This is a genomic window from Streptococcus suis (assembly GCF_902702775.1).
Lineage (GTDB): Bacteria > Bacillota > Bacilli > Lactobacillales > Streptococcaceae > Streptococcus > Streptococcus hashimotonensis.
On sequence record NZ_LR738724.1, the window covers coordinates 1,777,395 to 1,799,399 of the forward strand.

Here is a 22,005-nt window from a genome sequence, read left to right on the forward strand (position 1 = left end):
GATTAACATGTCATTTACAGAAATCAACGGATTAACAAAAAAGAACCAAGAATTTATCCATATTGCGACCAACCAACTGATTAAAGATGGAAAGTCTGATAGCGAAATCAAAGAACTCTTGGAAGAAATTTTACCAACTATCATTGAAAAGCAAAAAACTGGCGTGACTGCCCGCAATCTCTATGGAGCACCAAGTGAGTGGGCTGCTAGTAAGACAATTTCTGAACAGGAAAAGAAAGACCAAGTGGAATACAATGAAAATCCATGGTTGATGTGGCTAGATTCTAGTCTTTTCATGCTTGCAATTATTGCTGGTATCAATGGTTTGATGAATCTTTTTGGCCAAGGTGCACAGTATGGGCTATTAACATTATTTGTCATCGGTTTCGGTGTTGGTGCAGGGATGTACTTGATGTACCATTTCGTTTACAGAGAACAAATTAAAACTGGGCAACGTCCTAAATTGCTGAAAGCTATCGCTTTTCTTGGACTTGCTACGCTGGCTTGGTCAGTCGTTTTCATTCTAGCAGCACTGATTCCAGCCGCATTTAACCCGGTTCTTCCTCCGCTTGTTACTATTCTTATCGGAGCTGCTGCTTTCGGTGCACGCTACCTCTTGAAAAAGAAATATAACATTCGCAATGCCATGTCCCCAGTTCAATAATAAAACAAAGCGATTGGAATATTCCAGTCGCTTTTGTTTATCTATACAGTTCAGCTATCAAATCGCCCGAGAACCTTATCCGCTGTCACTTGTCTATGTAATCTGCTGAAACAGTCTATCCCCAGACTGTGCCTCGCTTTCTAACTTCTTGGCTCGGGTTGAAACAGTCCATTCAAAGGCTTAATTCGCTTTCTTAATTTCGAGCTCATGAAAAAAATGGTCCACTGGGACATTACTCGCTTTCTTATTTTCATGCTCGTGAAAAAACAGTCCATTCAAGGACTTAATTCGCTTTCTTAATTTCGAGCTCATGAAAAAATGGTCCACTGGACCATTTTTTTAATCTTCGTTTACGAATGGTAAAAGAGCCATAACGCGAGCACGTTTGATAGCTGTTGTTACTTTACGTTGGTTTTTAGCTGAAGTTCCAGTTACACGGCGTGGAAGAATTTTTCCACGTTCAGAAATGAAACGGCTAAGAAGCTCAGTATCTTTGTAATCAACATATTCAATTTTGTTAGCTGCGATATAGTCAACTTTTTTACGGCGTTTGAAACCGCCACGACGTTGTTGAGCCATGTGTGTTCTCCTTTATATTATTAATTTTGACCTAGAATGGTAGGTCATCGTCTGATATATCCATTGGATTACTTGCTCCAAATGGACTTTCTTCTCGAGCGAAGTTTGGTGTAGATTGTGCAGGCGCTTGATAAGGTGAGTTGTAGTCATTTCCTCCAGCAAACGAGTTGCCAGCTGAATAGCCTCCACCTTGACCTTCACGGGCAGTACGGCTTTCCAAGAGTTGGAAACTTTCTGCAACTACCTCAGTAACGTAGACACGTTGCCCTTGCTGATTGTCATAGCTACGTGTCTGGATACGACCTGTAACACCAATCAGAGCACCTTTCTTAGCCCAATTCGCCAAATTCTCAGCTTGTTGACGCCAAATGACTACGTTGATAAAGTCCGCTTCACGCTCACCGTTTTGATTTTTAAAATTGCGGTTAACCGCCAAAGTAAAAGTCGCAACAGCTTGATTAGACGGAGTATAACGAAGTTCTGCATCACGGGTCATACGACCAACCAATACTACATTATTAATCATACAACACCTTCTTACGCGTCAAGTTTGACAATCATGTGACGAAGAATGTCGCCGTTGATTTTTGACAAACGGTCAAACTCTTTAAGAGCTTCATCGTTGTTAGCTTCAACGTTAACGATGTGGTACAAACCTTCGCGGAAATCTTTGATTTCGTATGCAAGGCGACGTTTTTCCCATGCTTTTGATTCAACGATAGTTGCACCGTTGTCAGTCAAGATAGAGTCAAAGCGTGCTACCAAAGCGTTTTTAGCTTCTTCTTCAATGTTTGGACGAATAATATAAAGAATTTCGTATTTAGCCATTGATATGTTCCTCCTTTTGGTCTAATGACTCATGGTCTAGCCACGAGTAAGTGAGGGATACTCACAGAAAATAATTATACCATAATATAGAAAATGTGCAAGTGAAAACAGTTTGCCGAAAACATTTTCACAAAAAATAAAGACTGCCCAAACAAAGGGCAGCCCTATGGATTAAGCTACAATCGCTTTTGCTACTTCTTCTGTTGTCATGCGTGAGAAGTAGTGTGTTGTATCGATTTCTTGGAGTTTCGCAAGTACATCTGCGTACTCGTAGCGAGTGCCGACCAGCAAGTCTTCAATATCCGATACATCACCGATACCGAAGAAGTCTCCGTAAATCTTGATAGATTCGATGACTGATTTTTCAGCCTTGATGTAGGTTGTGATTTTACCAGCTGGGTAACGCACGCTGCGCTCCACAGTGTATTCTGGTGTTTGACCGTAGGTCCAATCCCATGTTGCAAACTGCGTATCACGGATTTCTTGGATACGGGCCAAATCATCTTCTGACAAGACATACTCGTCCATGTCTGGGTATTCTTGCTTCATCTGGTTGAGAATGGCATCCTTGAACTCCAGAACGGTCATCTTCTCAGGCAACTCGTTGTTGATGTTGGTCACGCGGGCACGGACTGACTTGACACCCTTGGATTCAATCTTGTCCTTGCTGACCTTGAGGGCACTTGCGAGGACAGACATATCAACATCAAAGAGCAAGCAACCGTGGTGCATCATACGGCCTTTGGCGTAGGCTTGGGCATTACCACAGATTTTCTTACCATCAATTTCCAGGTCATTACGGCCGGTGAAATTCGCCTCAACACCCAGTGTCGCAAGGGTATCAATCACAGGTTTAGAGAAGGTCTTGAAATCAAAAGCTCCCTCGTCTGCCTTGTTTGAAATAATGGTGTAGTTGAGGTTGTTGAGGTCATGATAGACGGCGCCACCACCTGACAGACGGCGAACAACATGGATGCCTTTTTCGTCTGTGAATTCCTTGTTGATTTCTTCAATAGCATTCTGGTGCTTACCGATAATGATGGCAGGCTCATTGATCCAAAGGATAAAAATCTCGTCAATATCTGTTAATTCCTTGAAGGCATAGGCTTCGAGGGCGATGTTATAAGCTGGGTCATTGCTGTTGTTTACGATGTATTTCATGCAAAACTCCTTTATTGTTAACTAATTTTTATTATAGTGGAAACGATAACAAAAGACAAGTCCGAAGACCTGTCTCTCATATTTTATTCCACATCTGCCCCGTTTGTAGCGATGACTTTCTTATACCAATCAAATGATTTTTTCTTAGAGCGTTTGAGAGTGCCATTTCCCTCATTGTCCCGGTCAACATAAATGAAACCGTAGCGTTTTTTCATTTCGCCAGTTCCAGCAGAAACTAGGTCAATACAGCCCCAAGTGGTGTAGCCCAAGAGCTCCACACCATCTTCGACAATGGCGTCGCGCATAGCTAAGACGTGTTGACGGAGGTAGTCGATACGGTAATCGTCTTCCACATAGCCATTTTCATCTGGCGTGTCAACTGCTCCCAGACCATTTTCCACCACAAAGAGTGGCTTTTGGTAGCGATCCCAGATAGAGTTGAGGGTAATGCGGAAACCGAGTGGGTCAATCTGCCAGCCCCATTCCGATGCGTCTAGGTAAGGATTTTTAATGGAAGCAAAGATATTGCCTGCTGTTTTTTCCTTCTCTGCTGGATCGCCAGATGCAACACGGCTAGAGTAGTAAGAGAAGGAAATGAAGTCCACCGTATGCTCTTTCAGGAGTGCTAGATCTTCGTCGGTCATTTCAATCTCAATGCCTGCACGTTCCCATTTCTTCTTGGCATAGTTTGGATAATAGCCACGCGCCTGAACATCGATGAAGAAATAATTTTCACGGTCTTCTTGCAGACCTTCCCAGACATCACGTGGGTGACAGGTGTGTGGGTAGTATTGACCTGCGGCCAACATACAGCCAACCTTGTTTTCTGGGTCAATTTCATGGGCCAATTTTGTGGCAATGGCAGAGGCAACAAGCTCATGGTGTGCTGCCTGGTATTTGACCTGCTCCACATTTTCACCTTCTTCAAAATAGAGACCCGCCCCCATAAATGGTGCATGGAGAATCATGTTGATTTCGTTGAAGGTCAGCCAATATTTGACCAAGCCCTTGTAGCGTGTGAAGAGGGTACGGCACAGGCGTTCGTAAAATTCAAGCATCTTACGATTGCGCCAGCCACCGTAGGTCTCAATCAAGTGCATTGGACAGTCAAAGTGGGTAATGGTCACAAGGGGCTCAATGCCGTACTTGTGGCACTCCTTAAACAAGTCTTCGTAGAATCGCAAGCCTTTTTCGTTCGGCTCTAGCTCGTCTCCCTTAGGGAAAATACGGGACCAGGCGATGGATAGACGATAGGTCTTAAAGCCCATTTCTCCAAAGAGAGCAATATCCTCCTTGAAATGGTGGTACATGTCAATAGACTCTTTGGCTGGGTAGAAATAACCGTCCTCAAAGTCAAACATCTTCTTACGTCCAGTGATAATGGCTCCTCGCTCTTCACCAATTGGAACTACGTCAACATTGGCAAGTCCACGCCCGTCCACATCATAGGCACCCTCACATTGGTTGGCAGCTGTTGCACCACCCCATAAAAATCCTTCTGGAAATACTTTTGTTACTGTCATTTTTTCTCCTTTTCCTAGCTTTGTTGTTGATAAAGAATCTCTCTGTTCACAGGGTCAACGACACTGACTAGGTCATACTTTCCATCCTCATAATCAAAGCTCAATATGGCACAATTACGCATCCGAACTTGCGGATAGTTTGTCAATACCTGCCTGAAAAATTGGGCAATGGCAGCTCCATGACTAACCACTAAAACGGATTGATTTTCTGCTTCTTCCATGATGCCCCCAATGGTTTCGACCATTCGTTGTCGGACATCTTGATAAGACTCTCCTCCAAAGGTGACAAAGTAATCACCGTAGCCAATATCTCCTTGGAGAGGAGGGTTAAGATATTCCTGTTGACCCTCGAAAGCTCCAAAATCCTGTTCTTTCAAGCCTTTCAAGCGAATATAGTCCATCCTCCCTGTAACCAATTCAGCTGTGTCACAGGCACGTTCTTGGGTTGAAGAATAGATTTTATCGAACTCAATCCCTTGCTCTTGAAAATACTGGTGAGCAGCTAGTGCTTGCTCTTTTCCCAGTTCTGTCAAGGGAGAATCGCAGGCCCCTTGAATGCGACCTTGTTGATTAAACCGAGTTTGTCCATGGCGCATTAAGTACAATTTTGTTGCCATTTCCCTCCTCCTTACAAATCAATCACTTGATTGAGGACAGGATTGATTACTTTGACTAAGCGAATCTGGTCCCCATCGTATTCTAACTGGCAAATGGCACAGTTGCTAAATCGGAAATCAGCTGGAAGTTCGATTTTGTGGTGTAACATAAAGCCCCACATGGCTGCACCATGACTGACAGCCAACACCGTTTTTTCATCCTGTTCTGACACCGTCTCTTCTACCGTCTGAGCTACTCGTTGTCCGACTGTACGAATATCCTCACCTCCGAAAGGCACCAAGAGGTCTTCAAATGAATTGGCTCCTGGACGAAACTTGGGCAAAAGCATTTCAGGTTGTGCTTCGAAAATGCCGAAATCCATTTCTTTGAGCCCTTTTAATTGCTGGACATTCTCCTGACCTGACACAATCTTGGCAGTATCTGTCGCACGTTCCTGTGTGGAAGAATAGACTGCACCAAACTGGACACCTTGCTCAGCAAAGTAATTCTTAGCCGCCTGTGCTTGCGCTCTGCCATTTTCCGTCAAAGGAGAATCGCAGACGCCCTGTACACGACCTTGGGTGTTAAAAAGTGTCTCCCCATGGCGCATCAAATAGATTGTTTTTACCATAAAACCTCCTAGTCATTCAAAATGCTTGCTCCATTACTTGCGATAAGGTCCTTATACCAGAAGAAGGAATCCTTCCGTGAACGGTCAAAGCTGCCATTTCCTTGGTCATCCGCATCTACATAAACAAAACCGTACCGTTTGGACATTTCTGATGTTGAAGCTGAAACCAAGTCCGTGCAACCCCACCAGGTGTAACCCATGAGTTCTACCCCATCTTCGATGGCTTCATACATTTGTTCCACATGTTTGCGAAGGTAATCAATCCGATAATGATCGTGAATGGAACCATCCTTCTCAACCGTATCCAAGGCACCTAGGCCATTTTCCACAATGAAGAGAGGAATTTGGTAACGGTCGTAGAGCTTATTGAGTGTGAGACGGAGGCCGACAGGATCAATCTGCCAACCCCAGTCGGAGGCTTCCAGATATGGATTTGCTTCGCCTAGAATCAAGTTTCCTGCTGTCGCTTTTTGCTCTGGCGTTTGATTATTTGGATGGCGGGTAACGGAGGTCATATAGTATGAAAAACTCATAAAATCCACGGGATATTGTTTCAAAATCGCTTCATCGCCTGGTTCAAAGTGAATGGTGATATTATTTTCCTTGAAGAAGCGATTCATGTAACGCGGATATTCCCCACGCACTTGAACATCCGAGTAAAACAGGTTAGATTGGTCTTTTTGTAGCGCGTACATCATATCATCTGGATGACAGGTTGCTGGATAGGCTTCCATACGAGCCAGCATACAACCAACCTTGTTTTCTGGATCAATCTCATGAGCAACTTTTGTTGCTAAACTAGAAGCGACAAACTGATGGTGGACTGCTTGGTACATTTCGTCCAAGTGCAACTGATCATCTTCAAATAGCAAGCCGCCTGATAAATAACCAGTCATACCAAGGATATTGATTTCATTGAAGGTTAGCCAATACTTGACCTTGCCCTTGTAACGATTGAAAACTGTTTCTGCATAGCGAACGAAGAAGTCAATCACTTTGCGGTTCTTCCAACCGCCATATTCCGTCACCAGATGAACTGGGAATTCATAATGCGAAAGGGTCACCAATGGTTCGATGCCGTATTTATTGAGTTCATCAAAGACCTTGTCGTAGAATGCCAAGCCTTCTTCATTCGGCTCTAATTCATCACCTTTCGGGAAAATACGTGGCCAAGCAATTGAAAGTCGGAAGGTTTTAAAGCCCATCTCCGCATAGAGTGCAATATCTTCTTTATAACGATGGTAGAAATCTGACCCCCAGCGTTTAGGATAGAGCCCTTCCGTATCATTCATTGCAAATTCGAGCTTTTCTCGATTCATCGGAGTAGTGAACTCACTCCCCATCGATTTACGCTCCTCTGGTGAAACCGCACGGGATGTATCGGAAGTCGCAAAGCCACGCCCTCCTTCTCCGAATCCTCCCTCAAACTGATTGGCTGCTGTTGCACCTCCCCAAAGAAATCCTTTTGGAAATTGTTTTTCTGACATTACTTGGCTCCTTTACACTGTTAACTCAATTTGAACACCTTCAAATCCTAAAACGCACGATTCATAGTAACCATCTCCAGTTACTCTTGGCCCACTGAGAAGTGGGTAATCTGCTGCAACGAGTCGCTCTGTCAACTCATTCACAACTTCCTCACTTCCTAGACTAAAGGCTAGATGAATGAGACCTAGATGATTGAGCTGGCTTGGTTTGTCTACCACATCGTCCCTGGTCATAATTTCCAGTCGAGCCCCGTCTTCAAAGGTAAGAAAATAGGACTCGAAACTGGTTTTCTGATTATGGTAGAGTTGATTCGATTGAGCATGGAAATAGGTTTCAAAGAAATTACGCATACCTTCCAAATCCTGAGTGTAGATTGCTACATGTTCTATCCTCATGTTGTACTCCTTCCTTAAAGAAAAACGGCACATCGCCGTCTTCTTTATTCGACATCTTCACCATTGCTGGCAATGACTTTCTTGTACCAGTAGAATGAATCTTTTGGTGTTCGATCAAGTGTTCCGTTTCCAGCATCATCCATATCCACGTAGATAAAGCCGTAGCGTTTCCGCATTTCACCTGTTCCTGCTGACACTAGGTCGATACAACCCCAAGTGGTGTAGGCAATCAAGTCTACGCCGTTGGCAATAGCATCTGCCATGGCATTAACATGGGCACGATGGTAGTCGATGCGGTAATCATCATGGATAGAGCCGTCTTCTTCCACCGTATCAAAGGCTCCCAAGCCATTTTCCACAACCATGAGCGGAATTTCATAACGGTCGTACATTTTTTCAAGGTAGTATTGGAGTCCAGACGGATCGTGTGCCCAGCCCCAGTCAGAGTAAGTCAAGTAAGGGTTTTTGGCACCTGCCGAGAAGTTGCCAGAAACGGTATCCTCTGTCTGATGAGTCGTCACAACGGTAGACATATAGTAAGAGAAGGTGTACATATCAACTTTCCCTTTGGCCAGGACTTCTAGGTCATCCTCCGCCATTTCAACTACTACATTGTGTTCTGCCCAGAGACGTTTGGCATAGGTACCGTATTTTCCTTTGGCCTGCACATCGCCACAATAGTAGATGTTTTGCTCCCAAGCGTGTTGGTTGGCAAGAATGTCTGCTGGGTCACAGGTGCCTGGGTAGAAGGTGATACCACAAATCATGTTCCCAATTTTATTTTCTGGATCAATCTCATGCCCAATTTGAACAGCCTTGGCAGAGGCAACAAACTGGTGGTGGAGGCTTTGGTAAGCATCTTGGTAATCCTGGTCCGTCATGTCATCACCAAAGAGATCTAAGAACATGATGCCACCGTTGATTTCATTGAAGGTCAACCAGTATTTAACAAGCCCCTTGTATTCCTTGAAAATGGTTTCCGCATATTTGACATAGAAATCAACAAGCTTGCGGTTTTTCCAGCCACCGAAACGTTGTTCCAGGCTAAGCGGTGTATCAAAGTGCCAAATGGAAACCAGCGGCTCAATACCATACTTGCGGCATTCTTCAAAAACAGAACGATAGAAATCAAGACCTGCTTGGTTTGGCTCTGCATCATCCCCATTTGGGAAAATCCGTGCCCAGGAAATGGACAATCGGAAAACAGAATAGCCCATTTCAGCGAAGAGCTTGATGTCTTCTTTGTAGCGGTGATAGAAATCCACAGCCTTATGGTTTGGATAATAATGGTCTTCTAGGACTGCATAGGTTGCCCCTTCTGGCAGATGTCCGCCAGCATGCCCCATAGAAGCATACTTGCCTGGCTTGCCATACTTATCAATGTAGGTTGTATAGCGAGGGCTGTTAACAGAACCTCCTGTTGTAACGTCTGTCTGGACCAAACCGCGTCCGTCTACATTATAGGCACCTTCTGCCTGGTTGGCTGCAATAGCTCCTCCCCAGAGGAAATTTTTTGGAAATCGTGACATAAGTTTCTCCCTTATCTTTTTTCTGATAAATATAGTATAAACAGATTTGAAACCCTTTTCTTCTCAAATAATATGCTATAATGATACTATCCTACGAATTGGAGAATTGTATGCAACCACCATTGACGGATAACAACTTCAAACACGCTGTTGACTATGATAGTCAATTATTGCCTTACAAGTTTTACCACACCAGTGTCATGAACGGGATTCCTGATGTTCTTTTTCATTGGCATAATGAATTTGAAATCAACTATGTTTACGGAGGGACAGCTCGCTACCATATCGACTACGATTATTTCAATAGTCAGGCTGGCGACATTATCCTTATTCGGCCCAATGCTCCGCATTCCATTCACCCGATTGAACAGCGGGGGCACGAGACCGATACCCTCCTCTTTCATCTGGATATGCTAGGGGCTTCTCACTTGGACAAAACCAGCATGCTCTATCTCCAACCCTTGCAGACGGATGTCTTCAAGTGTGTTCCACGTATCCAAGCCCAAGACCCAGGCTATGCAGAAATTAGACAGTGCTTACTAACCATTTTCGAATTGGTCAGACACCAGCCACCCTACTTCGAATTGCCACTCAAGAGTCGACTCTTTGACCTCTTCTACCTGCTCTATCGCCACCGCTACATTGTCCGAAAAAATACCGATGATATGTATCGGAAGAATGAAAAACTGCGGTTGTTGATCGAGTACATCCAGCAACATTATGCCGATAACCTGACCATTGAACAACTGGCAGACCGAATGGGCTATACCAAAACTCACTTTATGACAGTCTTCAAGCAACAAACCGGAACTTCCTGCATGGAATTTATCATCCAAGTCCGACTGCGAGCCGCAACCGAGCTCCTGACCAATACCCTCAAACCAGTACTAGAAATCGCCACCGAAGTTGGCTTTAATAACCTGTCCAACTTCAACCGCCAGTTCAAGCAATACTACCATACCACCCCTAGCAACTACCGCAAACAATTGCGGAAGAATAGGGCCTATACCAATTTTGATAAATAATAGAAAGGACTAGGGCCTCCGTATTTGGTTGAACTGAATACGGGCTACGGACTGTGCCAAAAAGATAAACGAGAACTGGACGCTTGCGTCGTCGTTCTGTTTCCTACGTCATTTAGTTTTTCTTTTATTACTTCGTTAATTCGCTTTGCCGTACTTCAGTACTGCCTACAGCTCATTGCCTAGTACTAAAAGTAAACTAAAAGACTCTATTTTGTCTGTGTCCGCATAACGCCCTTTATATCTTAGATTATGATCACCATGCATCTTTACTATACTGGACCAGCTGACAATGCGCGTGCGTTCGCTCAGGAAATGGAAGCTAGTGGCATTGCGGACCGCATTCGCCAGCAGGCTGGCAACCTGCGTTACCAATACTTTGTACCACTCGACGATCCCCACTCCATCCTCTTGGTTGATAGTTGGACGGACCAAGCCGCTCTGGATATCCACCATGCTTCTCCTATGATGCAGGAAATCCTAGATCTACGGAGCAAGTACCAGCTGACTGTGACAGCAGAACGCTATAGCAGTGATGAAGATGGGATTCCGGAGCAAGATAAGGAGTTTCTTAATCGCTAAATAAAATTCAAAAATAAAGCGGTCGGCACAATTGCCAACCGCTCTATTTTTATTTCACAGTAGTTAGGAGGTAATCACCACTGTTGATCTGGCTTTCTTGGGTTACCAAGATGTCCTCGTAGTCAGCTGTGTTGGTCACGATAATTGGAGTGATGACTGGAAGATCAGCTGCTTTAATTTGGTGGAGGTCAAATTCGAGTAGTTTCTGACCTGCATCTACCACATCCCCTACTTGGACAAAGGACTCAAATCCCTTACCTGCAAGAGATACGGTGTCCATACCAATATGGATAAGAAGCTCTGCACCATTTTCCGTCCGAAGACCGATGGCATGCTTGGTTGGGAATACAAGAGTTACTTCAGCCTTGGCTGGAGAGACTAAGATGCCATCCAATGAATCAATTGCAATCCCTTTGCCCATAGCTCCTGAAGCAAATACAGCATCTGGAACATTTTCCAATTTCACAACCTTACCAATCAGGGGACTAGCAATAATTTCTTGCTTGATTTCTTTTAATTCTGGGATAGATTCCTTAGTTGGTTCAACTGTCTTTTTTTCAGTAGGCTCTCCGTACAAGTAAGGAACTGGAAGAGCCATTTGGATAGCAAATGAAGCGACGATAGCTGCTACTGTTAAACCGATTGCAGCAATCATTCCTGACATATCTCCGTTGGTTGGATTAACAAGCGATGGATACAAGAAGACCCCCATACCTCCGATTGAATAGCCCAACACATTAAAGAACATCATCGCAGCTCCGATTATACCTGAAACAGCACATGAGATAAAGAATGGAGTTTTCATTGGGAGAGTAACACCGTAGATTGCTGGTTCGGTAACACCAAAGATAGATGACACGAAGGCAGGCATCGCAACTGTTTTCACCTTGGATTCTTTAGTTTTTAACATGATTGCCAAAAGAACACCTGTCTGTGTAAAGTTTGGAAGCAAGGCTGGAACAAGAATTGCAGACATACCGTTTGAAGCTACTTGCATGATTGCCAATGGTACTACTGCCCAGTGCATTCCAAACATAACCAAAACTTGCCACGCTGCTCCAAGAACCAAGCCGTAGAGAATTGGGCTGAAATTCATGATAGCTGTGAAGGTATTAGATAGAATATCAGAGATAAAGTTGGCAACTGGACCCACCACTAAGAAGGTTAATGGAACTGCCACCAGAATGGTCACAAATGGGACAACAAAAAGTTTGACAACATCTGGTGTGACTTTACGAATATTTTTTTCGATGATAGATGCCACCCAAGTTGCTAAGATAGCTGGGATAACTGTTGACAAGTAGCTACCTGCTGTTGGCAAAACAAATGGAATACCAAACACATTATCCAGTCCAGCTTCCTTCAATGTTGCAAGTGAGCCCGGTAAGGTTGGGTAGATCAAGGCCATACCGATTGCTAGGGCAGTAAATTCATTCATCTTGAATTTACGTGCTGAAGTTAGTGCAACTAGCAAAGGTAAATATTGGAAGAATCCGTCGCCCGCTGCGTTTAAGATTGCATAAACTGCGCTGTTATCACTTGTCATGCCTCTGGAAGCCATGATAGCAACAATACCTTTGATGATACCAGCCGCTGCTAGGGGACCCAAGAAAGCTTGAAAAATTCCTGAAAGCAAATCAATAAAGCGTTCAAACAGATTTCCCTTCGGTCCGTCGCCTTCGTCAATATCCAATGAGCCATCCCCTGCGATCCCTGCAACTTTTTGCACCGCTGCATAAACATCTGGTACATGGTTACCGATAACCACTTGGTATTGTCCACCAGCTTGTACAACTGTCACAACACCATCACGCGCTTTAAGGTAGTCTGTATCTGCCTTGCACTCATCCTTGAGACCAAAACGAAGACGAGTCACACAGTGCTTGAGACTGCTGATGTTTTCTTTTCCTCCGACATGAGCTACTATATCTGTAGCTAAATCTGTATAATCCTTTGCCATTTTCCGGCTCCTTTCTTTTCTGGAAAAACAGAAAAACCTAAACATATACCAAACACTACCTCTCGACCCAAGCCAAAAAGAGTATCTTGTATATATTTAGGTTTTGCCTGCTTACCAGTAACAATCCTTTTGTTGAGATTATAATAACACATTGCAAATTTTTTTGCAAGCGTTTTCCGAAGTTTTTTTGACTTTTTTTCTAACTTGTTTTTAAACGCTGGATATGAATAGTCAAATAGACTTGTTCATCTTTTGACATCTCAAATTGATAAACCTCCGCAATATGCTGACGAATCTTAGTCGTACAAGCAAACGAGTCAGGATAGTTAGCCTTTACCTGTTCATACAGAAAGGCATCATTTTGCCCCTCTATAACACCATTGACCACACGTTGAGCAAAATACTGGATATGTGTTACAAATCGATGATAGCTTGTATCTTCTTCATAGCTGACAGAGCCAAAATGCAAGCGAACAATATCTAAAATTTGTGTGACAATCTTACTGATGATTTGAGTCTCTTTCCCAAACGCACCATTTTTCTGAGCATTTACCAGATGAAGAGCGATAGACGAAGCCTCTCCCTTTCCTAGTTCCAAGCCTAAACGTTCCTGCACCAACTGCAAGGCTTCTAAGCCAATTTGGTATTCCTTCGGATAAAACTTACGTACTTCCCAAGACAGCGGATTCTCAATAAAGATACCTTCACGGCATCGCTGAAATACAAAATGTAAGTGGTCTGCTAAGGCTAGATACAAAGACAAATCAAACTGAACTTCTAAGGTTTCTTCTGCCCTATTGATAATGGCATTGACTACTTCGACTTCACTGCTCTCCATTTGCAGGTACAGACTTGATAAATCTGATTGTTGATAGTCATTTTGCAGCACAAAGGTTTTCTCGATTTTACTGGTGTCTAATTCTTCCCCTGCTTTTTTCTGAAAACCTAATCCTTTTCCATGACAATCAACTCACGGCCCTGCTGATCTATTGCTTGAATGACATTGTTGTTATAAACTTTTTCAATCTGCATCTACTTTACCGCCTCTTTATTCAACTGATAAAAAAGAACCTAAACACATAGCAAATAAGACTGTCGCCAGACTATTCACTATCTGCTTAGGTTTTGCCTGCTTATCAGTAACAATCCTACTCTTATCTTATCAGATTACAAATCGTTTTGCAAGCGGTTTAAAAATCTTATTTGTAACGCAGTTTATAGAACAGAATAATACCAGATAAAACAAAGGAAATACTATTCGCAACGATGAGTGCCGCATCTCCTATCAAAATGCCATGGATTAACCATAGACCGATACCTGTGACAGACATACTATACATTCCGAGTGAAATAGCCTGAGTTTCCTTCGTTTTTACTACCTGTATGACCTGTGGCAAAAATCCAAAAGTTGTCAAGCAAGCCGCTACAAATCCAATCATATTACCCCCTCCTGTTTTTCTAACAATCCCAATTTTTCGAAAGCATTATAGAGACCGTCATGTTCTACATCGTCCGTCACCATATCAGCCATAGCCAAGATTTCCGCTCCGCCATTTCCCATAGCGACACCAATCGCACAGTAATCCAGCATAGGGATGTCAATCTTAGCATCTCCAAATGCGATGGTATCCTCTTTTTTGGCTCCAAGGTGTTCCAACAGAACATCAATCGCATGTGCCTTGTCAATATCTTTCACACCTAAATCACCAAATAGCGCCGTCTCTCCGCGACCACCCCAGGTATTAGCTACTAACCGTGGAAACGCCGCCTTGGAGTCCAAATGATCCTGGTAGGAATCGAGTACAAAACTGATTTTATTCAAATCATCTCGGTACAATTCTCCATCAAATACCATTCCATGCATGACATCTTCTACCTCTTGATTAGCGACCTCCTCAGCTGTTTTCCCCTTGTTCATGGCATAGATTTTCAAGGTTTCACGAGCCCGTTCACGGAAATTCTCACTAGCAAAGAGGCCATTATTGCTTTCCAGATAAAATTCCAAACCACGTTCATGGAGCCAGTCTACAACAGCTTTTGCGTCTTCCTTAGAAATGAGTTGGTGCATAACGACCTTTCCCTGATGCTCTACATAGGAGCCGTTGCCGCCAATCATTCCGTCCAGGCCAATTTCCCATAGTTCTGGCTGCATTTCCGCTCGGCTCCTACCAGTACAGACATAGACCAAGTGCCCATTTTCACGAGCTTGTCGAATAGCCCGAATAGCTGTTTCTGGAATCCGATTGTGATAGTCAACCAAGGTCCCGTCAACATCTAAAAAAATAATCTTGCGCATCTTTATTCTCCTTGCCTTTTTTCTACTACAAGTATAGTCTGTTTTTCTATCAAATAACAGTCCAAAACTGCGAAAGATTGATACTATCCTATGAACATGCAAAAAAAGAAAGCCACTTGGACTTTCTTTTCATTTATTATATTATTTACGTTTTGGTGGGTTGTGAATCGCAACACCAAGAACATCAAGGAAGGCTTCATACATAACCTCCGAGAAGGTTGGGTGACCGTGGATAGATGCTGCCACGTCGTCAACTGTCAACTCAGATTCCATGATAGTTGCTGCTTCGTTGATCATTTCAGCTGCAACTGGACCGATGATGTGAACACCAAGGATTTCATGGTATTTCTTATCAGCGATAACTTTTACGAAACCATGTGCTTCGTTAGAAGCGATTGCACGACCGTTACCAGTGAAGCTGTTGCGACCGATAAGGATATTTTCTTTACCGTATTTCTCGATCGCTTGGTCTTCTGTCAAACCAACCATAGCGATTTCTGGGTGTGTGTAAACCGCTGCTGGTGTGAAGTCCAATTTAGCTTTGTGGTGGTTACCGTGGATTGCGTTTTCAGCTGCCACTTCACCCATACGGTAAGCAGCGTGTGCCAACATCTTAGTACCATTGACATCACCTGGTGCATAGATACCTGGGATAGAAGTTTCTTGGTACTCGTTGACCTTGATACGACCGCGGTCAAGTTCAAGGTTCAGATTTTCAAGACCAGCCAATTGTGGTACACGACCGATTGAAAGAAGGGCTTTTTCAGACACGATTTCTGAACCGTCGTTCAATTTGATTGTCAATTGGTTGTTGGCTTCAACGATTTCAGATACACCAACAGATGTCAAGAATTTCATACCTTTCTTAGAAAGGACTTTTTGCAATTCAACAGACACTTCGCGGTCCATACCTGGAATGATACGGTCAGCCATTTCAACAACGGTCACTTCTGTGCCGTATGATGCGTAAACCAAACCAAGTTCCACACCGACTACGCCACCACCCATAACAGTGAGTGACTTAGGAATTTCACGCAAGTCAAGGATATCATCAGAAGTCAATACCAACTTAGAATCAATACCTGGGATGTTGATGCGTGATACTTTAGAACCTGTTGCAAGAATGATGCTACGACCTTTGATAACCTTGTCGCCAATGACAACAGTCTTGTCAGGGTTTACTTGACCAAGACCGTTGAAGATAGTCACTTTATTAGCTTTCAAGAGACCTTGAACGCCACCAGTCAATGTCTTGACAACCTTGTTCTTGAAGTCAACTGTCTTGTCCATGTCAACGGTGTAGTTGGTTGAAGCAAGGTTGATACCACGCTCAGCAGCAATCTTCAAGCCATCAAGGATTTCAGCGTTTTTAAGGTAGGTCTTAGTTGGGATACAACCCTTGTTCAAGCAAGTACCACCAAATTCTGATTTCTCAACGATAGCGATTTTACCGCCCAATTGAGCACCACGAATAGCTGCATAATAACCAGCAGGACCACCACCGACAACAACCATGTCGTACTCATCAGCTGCCAATTCAGCCTTAGGAGCTTGTGGAGCTGCTGCAGGAGCTGCAGGCACTTCCAAACCAGCTGCCTTCAAGTCAGCAGTTGCTTGAGCAACTTCAGCTGGAGCAGGTGCAGCACCCACTTCAACTGTTTCACCTTCTGCACCAAGGTAAGCAATGACTTCTGTTACAGGAACAGTTGCACCGTTACCGTGAACGATTTTCAAAAGAACACCTGATTCTTCCGCTTCCAATTCCATACTTGTCTTGTCTGACATCATCTCCAAGATAACATCACCTTCGTTGACAAAATCACCCTCTTGTTTTTTCCACTCGATGATTTCGCCTTCTTGCATATCTACACCAAGTTTCGGCATAATAATTTCAATAGCCATGTTTAAGATACCAAGAGCGAAGAGAAAGCGACTGAAAAATTAGGAAATCGTAGAAAATCCTGATTTTCTAAACGATTTATCTATTTTTCCGAGCTTTCCGCTCGGGTTCAATTGCTAAAACTCTCTCGCTCTTATTCCCTTTCTTTATTTTCTATTCAGAAATCTACATTCCTTTATTTTTGACCAACAAAACCTTATCAGATTAACAATTCCAATGGGTTTTCCAGCAAGTTCTTCAAGTCAACCATGAACTTAGCACCATTCATACCATCAATGATACGGTGGTCGATGGTCAAGCAGAGTGCCATGATTGGACGGATTTTGATTTCACCGTCGATAACAACTGGTGTTTGAACAGTTGATGCTACACCAAGGATTGCTGAGTTTGGTTGGTTGATGATTGGGTTAAAGGTTTTAGTACCAAACATACCCAAGTTGGTGATAGAGAAGGTCGAACCTGACATTTCAGCCCCCTTCAACTTACCAGATTGAGCCTTCTTGATGACATCTTTCGAAGCCACTACAAAGTCAGACAAGCTCATCTTATCTGCACCGTGAACAACTGGCACCACCAAGCCATCATCTAGACCTACTGCGATACCAAGGTTGACGAACTTGTGTAATTCGATTTCTTGTGCATCGTTAATCAAAGATGCGTTCATATAACGGTGTTCTTCTTTCATCAAAGTACGAACAACCGCAAGACCAATCAAGTCTGTAAAGGTTACTTTCAAACCAGTCTTGTTCATGATTGGCTCAAGGACTTGCTTACGAAGTGCCATGAGGTTGGTCATGTCGATATCGTAGTTAAGCGTAAAGGTTGGAGCTGTCAAGTAAGAGTTGACCATACCTTTTGAAATTGCCTTACGCATTGGGCTCATCTTGATGATTTCAACGCCTTCTGGCAATTCTTTAGCTGGTTTTTCTTCTGCTTTTGGTGCTGGAGCAGCAGTTTCTACAGCTGCAGGAGCAAGTACTGCAAGAACGTCGTTCTTGACAATCTTACCGTTGACACCTGAACCTGTAAGGGTTGACAAGTCAACACCTTGGTCTGCTGCAATACGGGCTGCAAGCGGAGTTGCTTTGGGAGCTGCTCCCTTGAAGTCTTCGACGTCAACCTTGTGGACACGACCGTTAGCACCTGTTCCTGGAACAAGACCCAAATCGATTCCAAGCTCACGCGCCAATTTACGTGCTGCTGGAGTCGCACGAACCTTGCCACCACCTTGTGGTTTGGCAGCAGGTGCAGGAGCAACAATCACTGGTGTACGACCAGCAGGTACTTCTTCAATAGCCGCTGCTGGTTCAACAGCAGGTGCAGCTGAAGCGCCGGCTTCAACCGTCTCACCTTCAGCACCGATGTAGGCAATAACTTCTGTTACAGGAACGGTAGCACCGTTTCCGTGAACAATTTTCAATAGGACGCCTGACTCTTCTGCTTCCAGCTCCATGCTGGTCTTGTCAGACATCATTTCCAAGATGACGTCGCCTTCATTGACGAAATCGCCCTCTTGTTTTTTCCACTCGATGATTTCACCTTCTTGCATGTCCACACCGAGCTTAGGCATAATGATTTCAATAGCCATAATTATGATACAAAGAACGTCCAAATGCGACCGAATTTTAGGAGTCCAACGCAGGATGCTTCACATCTAAGGCGGACTATCTAAATTCCGAGCATTTAGTTCGTGTTCTAATCCTTTCTTTCAGTTTCTTACCTTGTCAAGAACCAAACCAGACTTCGACAAGCGAAGTGGCTTAATTCTTTTCCAAGCATTCTTAGTCATGCTAGAATATTTTATTTCTAGCATATTAAGGTTATCGTCTTTCCGATTGCTTTTCTGACAAGTCAATTTGGTTCAGGCATAACTGACCTTAGGCAAGCCAAATCAACACAGCCAGAAAAGATAAGCGAATGACGATAAGATTAACCCTTGTTTACTTGCTTGTAGATTGCCGCTTTAATTTTCTCTACGTTTGGCAATACTGCGTTTTCAAGAATGTTTGCGTAAGGAACTGGTACATCGTCTGAAGCGATACGGATGATTGGTGCATCCAAGTAGTCAAAGGCTTCGCTTTCTGTGATGATTGATGCGATTTCACCGATGAAACCACCTGTTTTGTAAGCATCGTTAACCAAGATAACCTTACCAGTTTTCTTCACAGATTCGATGATCAATTCTTTATCCAATGGGATAAGGGTACGTGGGTCAACCACTTCTACGCTGATGCCTTCTGCAGCCACTTCTTCAGCCGCTTTCAAGGCACGTTCCAACATACGACCGTATGAAATAATGGTTACATCCGTACCTTCACGTTTGATTTCACCTTTACCAAGTGGAATGTAGAAATCTGGGTCCAAGTTCACTTCTTCTTTTTTACCGTAAAGAGCTTTTGGCTCCAAGAAGATAACTGGGTTGTTGTCAAGGATAGATGATTTCAAGAGACCTTTTGCATCGTTAGCTGTACCAGGTGCAACAACTTTGATACCTGGGATGTGAGTCAACCAAGCTTCAAGAGATTGTGAATGCTGTGCCGCTGAACCGATACCTGATCCAGATGCCACACGGAAGGTTACAGGTGTTTTCAAGCCACCACCAAACATATAGTTGGTTTTAGCCGCTTGGTTAACAATCGCATCAAGGGCAATTGTGATGAAGTCCATGAAAGTCAAGTCAACGATTGGACGAAGACCCGTTTGAGCCGCACCAACCGCAGAACCAGCGATTGCTGCCTCAGAGATAGGCGTGTCGCGAACGCGTTTTGGACCAAACTCGTCCAACATACCAACAGATGTACCGAAGTCACCGCCGTAGATACCGACGTCTTCACCCATCAAGAATACTTTTTCATCCTTACGCATTTCTTCGCTCTGAGCCAAGTTAATCGCTTCACGCAAGGCCATTACTTTTGTTTCAGCCATTTTAAAATTTCTCCTACTTATATCAAAAATTTTCTTCAATCTGAACAGTAGACTAGTCTACAAACACATCTTCGTAAGCTACTGAGATGTCTGGATCTGGGCTTTCTTGTGCGAATTTCACAGATGCTTCTACTTGTTCTGCAACTTGTGCTTCGATGGCATCCAATTCTTCGTCTGTCGCAATCTTGTTTTCTGTCAAGTATTTGCGGTATTTCTTAAGTGGGTCTTTTGCTTTCCACTCGTTGACTTCTTCTTTTGTACGGTACACACCTGCATCTGCAGTTGAGTGACCAAACCAGCGGTATGACTCAACTTCGACCATGGCAGGACCATTTCCTGCACGAACGTACTCGATAACTTCTTGCATTTTTTCATAAACAGCAATAACGTCGTTACCATCCTCAACATAGTGACCTGGAATACCGTATGCTGCTGCACGTTGGTAGAGATGAGGAATCTTAGTTGAGTAAGAAATATCTGTTGAGATACCGTAGCGGTTGTTTGTAATGAAGAAGATAACTGGCAAGTTCCAAACTGCCGCCAAGTTCATTGATTCATGGAAGGAACCTTCGTTAGTAGCTGAATCACCTGAGAAGGCAATAACAATGTTATCTGTACCAAGGTATTGTTGCGTAAGGGCTGCACCAACTGCAAGGGCATAACCACCACCTACGATACCGTTTGAACCAAAGTTTCCTTTTTCAACGTTTGCCAAGTGCATAGAACCACCACGGCCTTTTGATGTACCAGTTGCCTTACCAGCAAGCTCAGCCATCATGCCATTGATGTCAATACCTTTTGCAATAACGTGACCGTGACCACGGTGATGTGAGAAGATGATGTCCTCATCTGTCAATCCAGCAATAGGTCCAACAGCTGCAGCTTCTTCACCGACTGAGAAGTGAGTCATACCTTGTACGAAACCGCGACGCACTAATTTGTTTAATTTCATATCAACATCACGGATTTGTTGCATTTTCAAGAACATGTCCAAATGTTGTTCTTTTGTGATAGATACCATAATTTCCTCCAAAGGTTTTTCTCTTTCTGTACTATGATAGACCAATATTTCACAAATGGCAAGTAATTGAACCGTTTTCTTTTTACAGAAATTTTCGTGAAAACCTTGGTTTAGTGCGTTTTTTCACAAATTCCAAAAAGATTTATTTTCCTTGTTTGAAACTTTTTTCACAAACTTTAAAATGAGCTTGCACGCCGTCTTTCTTTCTGTTAATATAGGTACGGAGGTTCTTATGGAATTCGATTTATTTCTGATGATTTGTAACTACGTAGGCACTATCGCATTTGCTGTTTCGGGGGCCGTAAAAGGATTTAAGAAAAAGTTAGATATTTTTGGAATTAGCTTGCTCGGCATCATTACCGCCGTTGGTGGGGGAATTATTCGAGATACGATGGCCAATCGCATTCCTACTGCTCTGACCGATCCTACAGCCATCTATTTATCTCTCGGAGTAGCGATTAGCATGTACTTGATTGTTATCAATCTAAAGCAGGACAAACCACTTGATAAGAAGATGATTCATTTCCTTTCCCAGACAAACCTTATCTTTGATGCAATCGGTCTAGCCATCTTCGCCCTCATTGGAGCCAGTACTGGCATCTCTCTCCAGCTAAACGCTCTAACCAGTGGTATTCTGGCAGCTTTGACAGGTGTCGGAGGCGGAATCGCCCGTGATTTACTCGTCAATGAAACACCTATTGTTCTTAAAGAAGATGTCTATGCTGTCCTTGCATTTTTCTCAGGAGTCCTCTATCATCTTTGCGTTGTAAATTGGAAATTACCACAAATTCCAACCTTCATCACTATTTTTACCATTTCTTTAATCATTCGATTATTGGTAATTAAATACAAAATCAATCTTCCCAATATGGAAAGCAAACGAAAGGTCTGAGTTCGTCAACTC

Annotated in this window: 21 protein-coding genes and 1 pseudogene; 4 read left to right on the plus strand and 18 right to left on the minus strand. The window is 43.4% G+C overall.

Translation table 11 applies throughout. The features are described from left to right. The first annotated feature begins 7 nt into the window (after window positions 1-7). Complete coding sequence (locus GPW69_RS08670; RefSeq protein ID WP_012027735.1) at window positions 8-664, plus strand: DUF1129 domain-containing protein; 657 nt, start codon at window positions 8-10, stop codon at window positions 662-664. Between the two features lie 339 nt (window positions 665-1,003). Here GPW69_RS08670 and rpsR read toward each other — a convergent pair whose 3' ends face one another. The 10 genes from rpsR to GPW69_RS08720 form a co-directional block, all read right to left on the minus strand. Then, window positions 1,004-1,243, minus strand: coding sequence for a 30S ribosomal protein S18 (gene rpsR, locus GPW69_RS08675; protein WP_002939250.1), 240 nt, complete (start codon window positions 1,241-1,243; stop codon window positions 1,004-1,006). Window positions 1,244-1,274: 31 nt separating this feature from the next. After that, window positions 1,275-1,769 (minus strand): single-stranded DNA-binding protein, encoded by a 495-nt coding sequence (locus GPW69_RS08680; RefSeq protein WP_002942409.1) that lies wholly within the window; start codon window positions 1,767-1,769, stop codon window positions 1,275-1,277. 11 nt (window positions 1,770-1,780) lie between these two features. Further along, window positions 1,781-2,071, minus strand: a complete 291-nt coding sequence (rpsF, locus tag GPW69_RS08685; protein ID WP_002942403.1) for a 30S ribosomal protein S6 — start codon at window positions 2,069-2,071, stop codon at window positions 1,781-1,783. 171 nt (window positions 2,072-2,242) lie between these two features. Continuing rightward, complete coding sequence (locus tag GPW69_RS08690) at window positions 2,243-3,232, minus strand: lipoate--protein ligase (RefSeq protein WP_014736331.1); 990 nt, start codon at window positions 3,230-3,232, stop codon at window positions 2,243-2,245. Between the two features lie 83 nt (window positions 3,233-3,315). Then, a complete protein-coding gene (locus GPW69_RS08695; protein WP_074391682.1) occupies window positions 3,316-4,755 on the minus strand; it encodes a 6-phospho-beta-glucosidase in 1,440 nt (479 codons plus the stop codon). A 14-nt stretch (window positions 4,756-4,769) separates the two neighbouring features. Further along, window positions 4,770-5,372 (minus strand): histidine phosphatase family protein, encoded by a 603-nt coding sequence (locus GPW69_RS08700; protein ID WP_074391681.1) that lies wholly within the window; start codon window positions 5,370-5,372, stop codon window positions 4,770-4,772. Window positions 5,373-5,383: 11 nt separating this feature from the next. Beyond that, window positions 5,384-5,983: a histidine phosphatase family protein gene (locus GPW69_RS08705; protein ID WP_074391680.1), complete on the minus strand. Its 600-nt coding sequence runs from the start codon at window positions 5,981-5,983 to the stop codon at window positions 5,384-5,386. An 8-nt stretch (window positions 5,984-5,991) separates the two neighbouring features. Continuing rightward, complete coding sequence (locus tag GPW69_RS08710) at window positions 5,992-7,470, minus strand: 6-phospho-beta-glucosidase (protein WP_074391679.1); 1,479 nt, start codon at window positions 7,468-7,470, stop codon at window positions 5,992-5,994. Between the two features lie 12 nt (window positions 7,471-7,482). Next, window positions 7,483-7,866: a VOC family protein gene (locus tag GPW69_RS08715; protein ID WP_029171008.1), complete on the minus strand. Its 384-nt coding sequence runs from the start codon at window positions 7,864-7,866 to the stop codon at window positions 7,483-7,485. A 44-nt stretch (window positions 7,867-7,910) separates the two neighbouring features. After that, entirely contained in the window at window positions 7,911-9,395 is a 1,485-nt protein-coding gene (locus tag GPW69_RS08720) for a family 1 glycosylhydrolase (RefSeq protein WP_024410374.1), read from the minus strand. Window positions 9,396-9,505: 110 nt separating this feature from the next. Between GPW69_RS08720 and GPW69_RS08725 the strand changes: the two genes are divergently transcribed. Together GPW69_RS08725 and GPW69_RS08730 are read left to right on the plus strand one after the other, a co-directional pair. Next, window positions 9,506-10,420, plus strand: a complete 915-nt coding sequence (locus GPW69_RS08725) for an AraC family transcriptional regulator (protein ID WP_074391678.1) — start codon at window positions 9,506-9,508, stop codon at window positions 10,418-10,420. A 249-nt stretch (window positions 10,421-10,669) separates the two neighbouring features. After that, a complete protein-coding gene (locus GPW69_RS08730; RefSeq protein ID WP_197737233.1) occupies window positions 10,670-10,999 on the plus strand; it encodes a putative quinol monooxygenase in 330 nt (109 codons plus the stop codon). Between the two features lie 49 nt (window positions 11,000-11,048). On the opposite strand, the gene GPW69_RS08735 is transcribed toward GPW69_RS08730, so the two are convergent. The 8 genes and pseudogenes from GPW69_RS08735 to GPW69_RS08770 all read right to left on the minus strand — a co-directional run bounded on the left by GPW69_RS08735 (window position 11,049) and on the right by GPW69_RS08770 (window position 21,101). Then, window positions 11,049-12,959 (minus strand): beta-glucoside-specific PTS transporter subunit IIABC, encoded by a 1,911-nt coding sequence (locus GPW69_RS08735; RefSeq protein WP_074391677.1) that lies wholly within the window; start codon window positions 12,957-12,959, stop codon window positions 11,049-11,051. A gap of 199 nt (window positions 12,960-13,158) precedes the next feature. Continuing rightward, a pseudogene (gene licT, locus GPW69_RS08740) lies at window positions 13,159-13,991 on the minus strand (BglG family transcription antiterminator LicT). A 167-nt stretch (window positions 13,992-14,158) separates the two neighbouring features. Further along, a complete protein-coding gene (locus tag GPW69_RS08745) occupies window positions 14,159-14,398 on the minus strand; it encodes a SemiSWEET transporter (protein WP_029171014.1) in 240 nt (79 codons plus the stop codon). Beyond that, window positions 14,395-15,255 carry an HAD family hydrolase gene (locus GPW69_RS08750; RefSeq protein WP_074391676.1) on the minus strand — a complete coding sequence of 287 codons (861 nt, stop codon included), beginning with the start codon at window positions 15,253-15,255 and terminating at the stop codon, window positions 14,395-14,397. Before GPW69_RS08750 ends, GPW69_RS08745 begins: the two co-directional genes overlap by 4 nt. Before the next feature lie 141 nt (window positions 15,256-15,396). Further along, window positions 15,397-17,157 (minus strand): dihydrolipoyl dehydrogenase, encoded by a 1,761-nt coding sequence (lpdA, locus tag GPW69_RS08755; RefSeq protein WP_029171016.1) that lies wholly within the window; start codon window positions 17,155-17,157, stop codon window positions 15,397-15,399. A gap of 197 nt (window positions 17,158-17,354) precedes the next feature. Next, window positions 17,355-18,743: a dihydrolipoamide acetyltransferase gene (locus GPW69_RS08760; protein ID WP_024385178.1), complete on the minus strand. Its 1,389-nt coding sequence runs from the start codon at window positions 18,741-18,743 to the stop codon at window positions 17,355-17,357. A gap of 341 nt (window positions 18,744-19,084) precedes the next feature. Beyond that, complete coding sequence (locus GPW69_RS08765) at window positions 19,085-20,080, minus strand: alpha-ketoacid dehydrogenase subunit beta (RefSeq protein WP_002942393.1); 996 nt, start codon at window positions 20,078-20,080, stop codon at window positions 19,085-19,087. 52 nt (window positions 20,081-20,132) lie between these two features. Beyond that, window positions 20,133-21,101 carry a thiamine pyrophosphate-dependent dehydrogenase E1 component subunit alpha gene (locus tag GPW69_RS08770; RefSeq protein WP_013730549.1) on the minus strand — a complete coding sequence of 323 codons (969 nt, stop codon included), beginning with the start codon at window positions 21,099-21,101 and terminating at the stop codon, window positions 20,133-20,135. Window positions 21,102-21,333: 232 nt separating this feature from the next. Between GPW69_RS08770 and GPW69_RS08775 the strand changes: the two genes are divergently transcribed. Next, a complete protein-coding gene (locus tag GPW69_RS08775; protein ID WP_024385176.1) occupies window positions 21,334-21,993 on the plus strand; it encodes a trimeric intracellular cation channel family protein in 660 nt (219 codons plus the stop codon). Window positions 21,994-22,005: the final 12 nt, after the last annotated feature.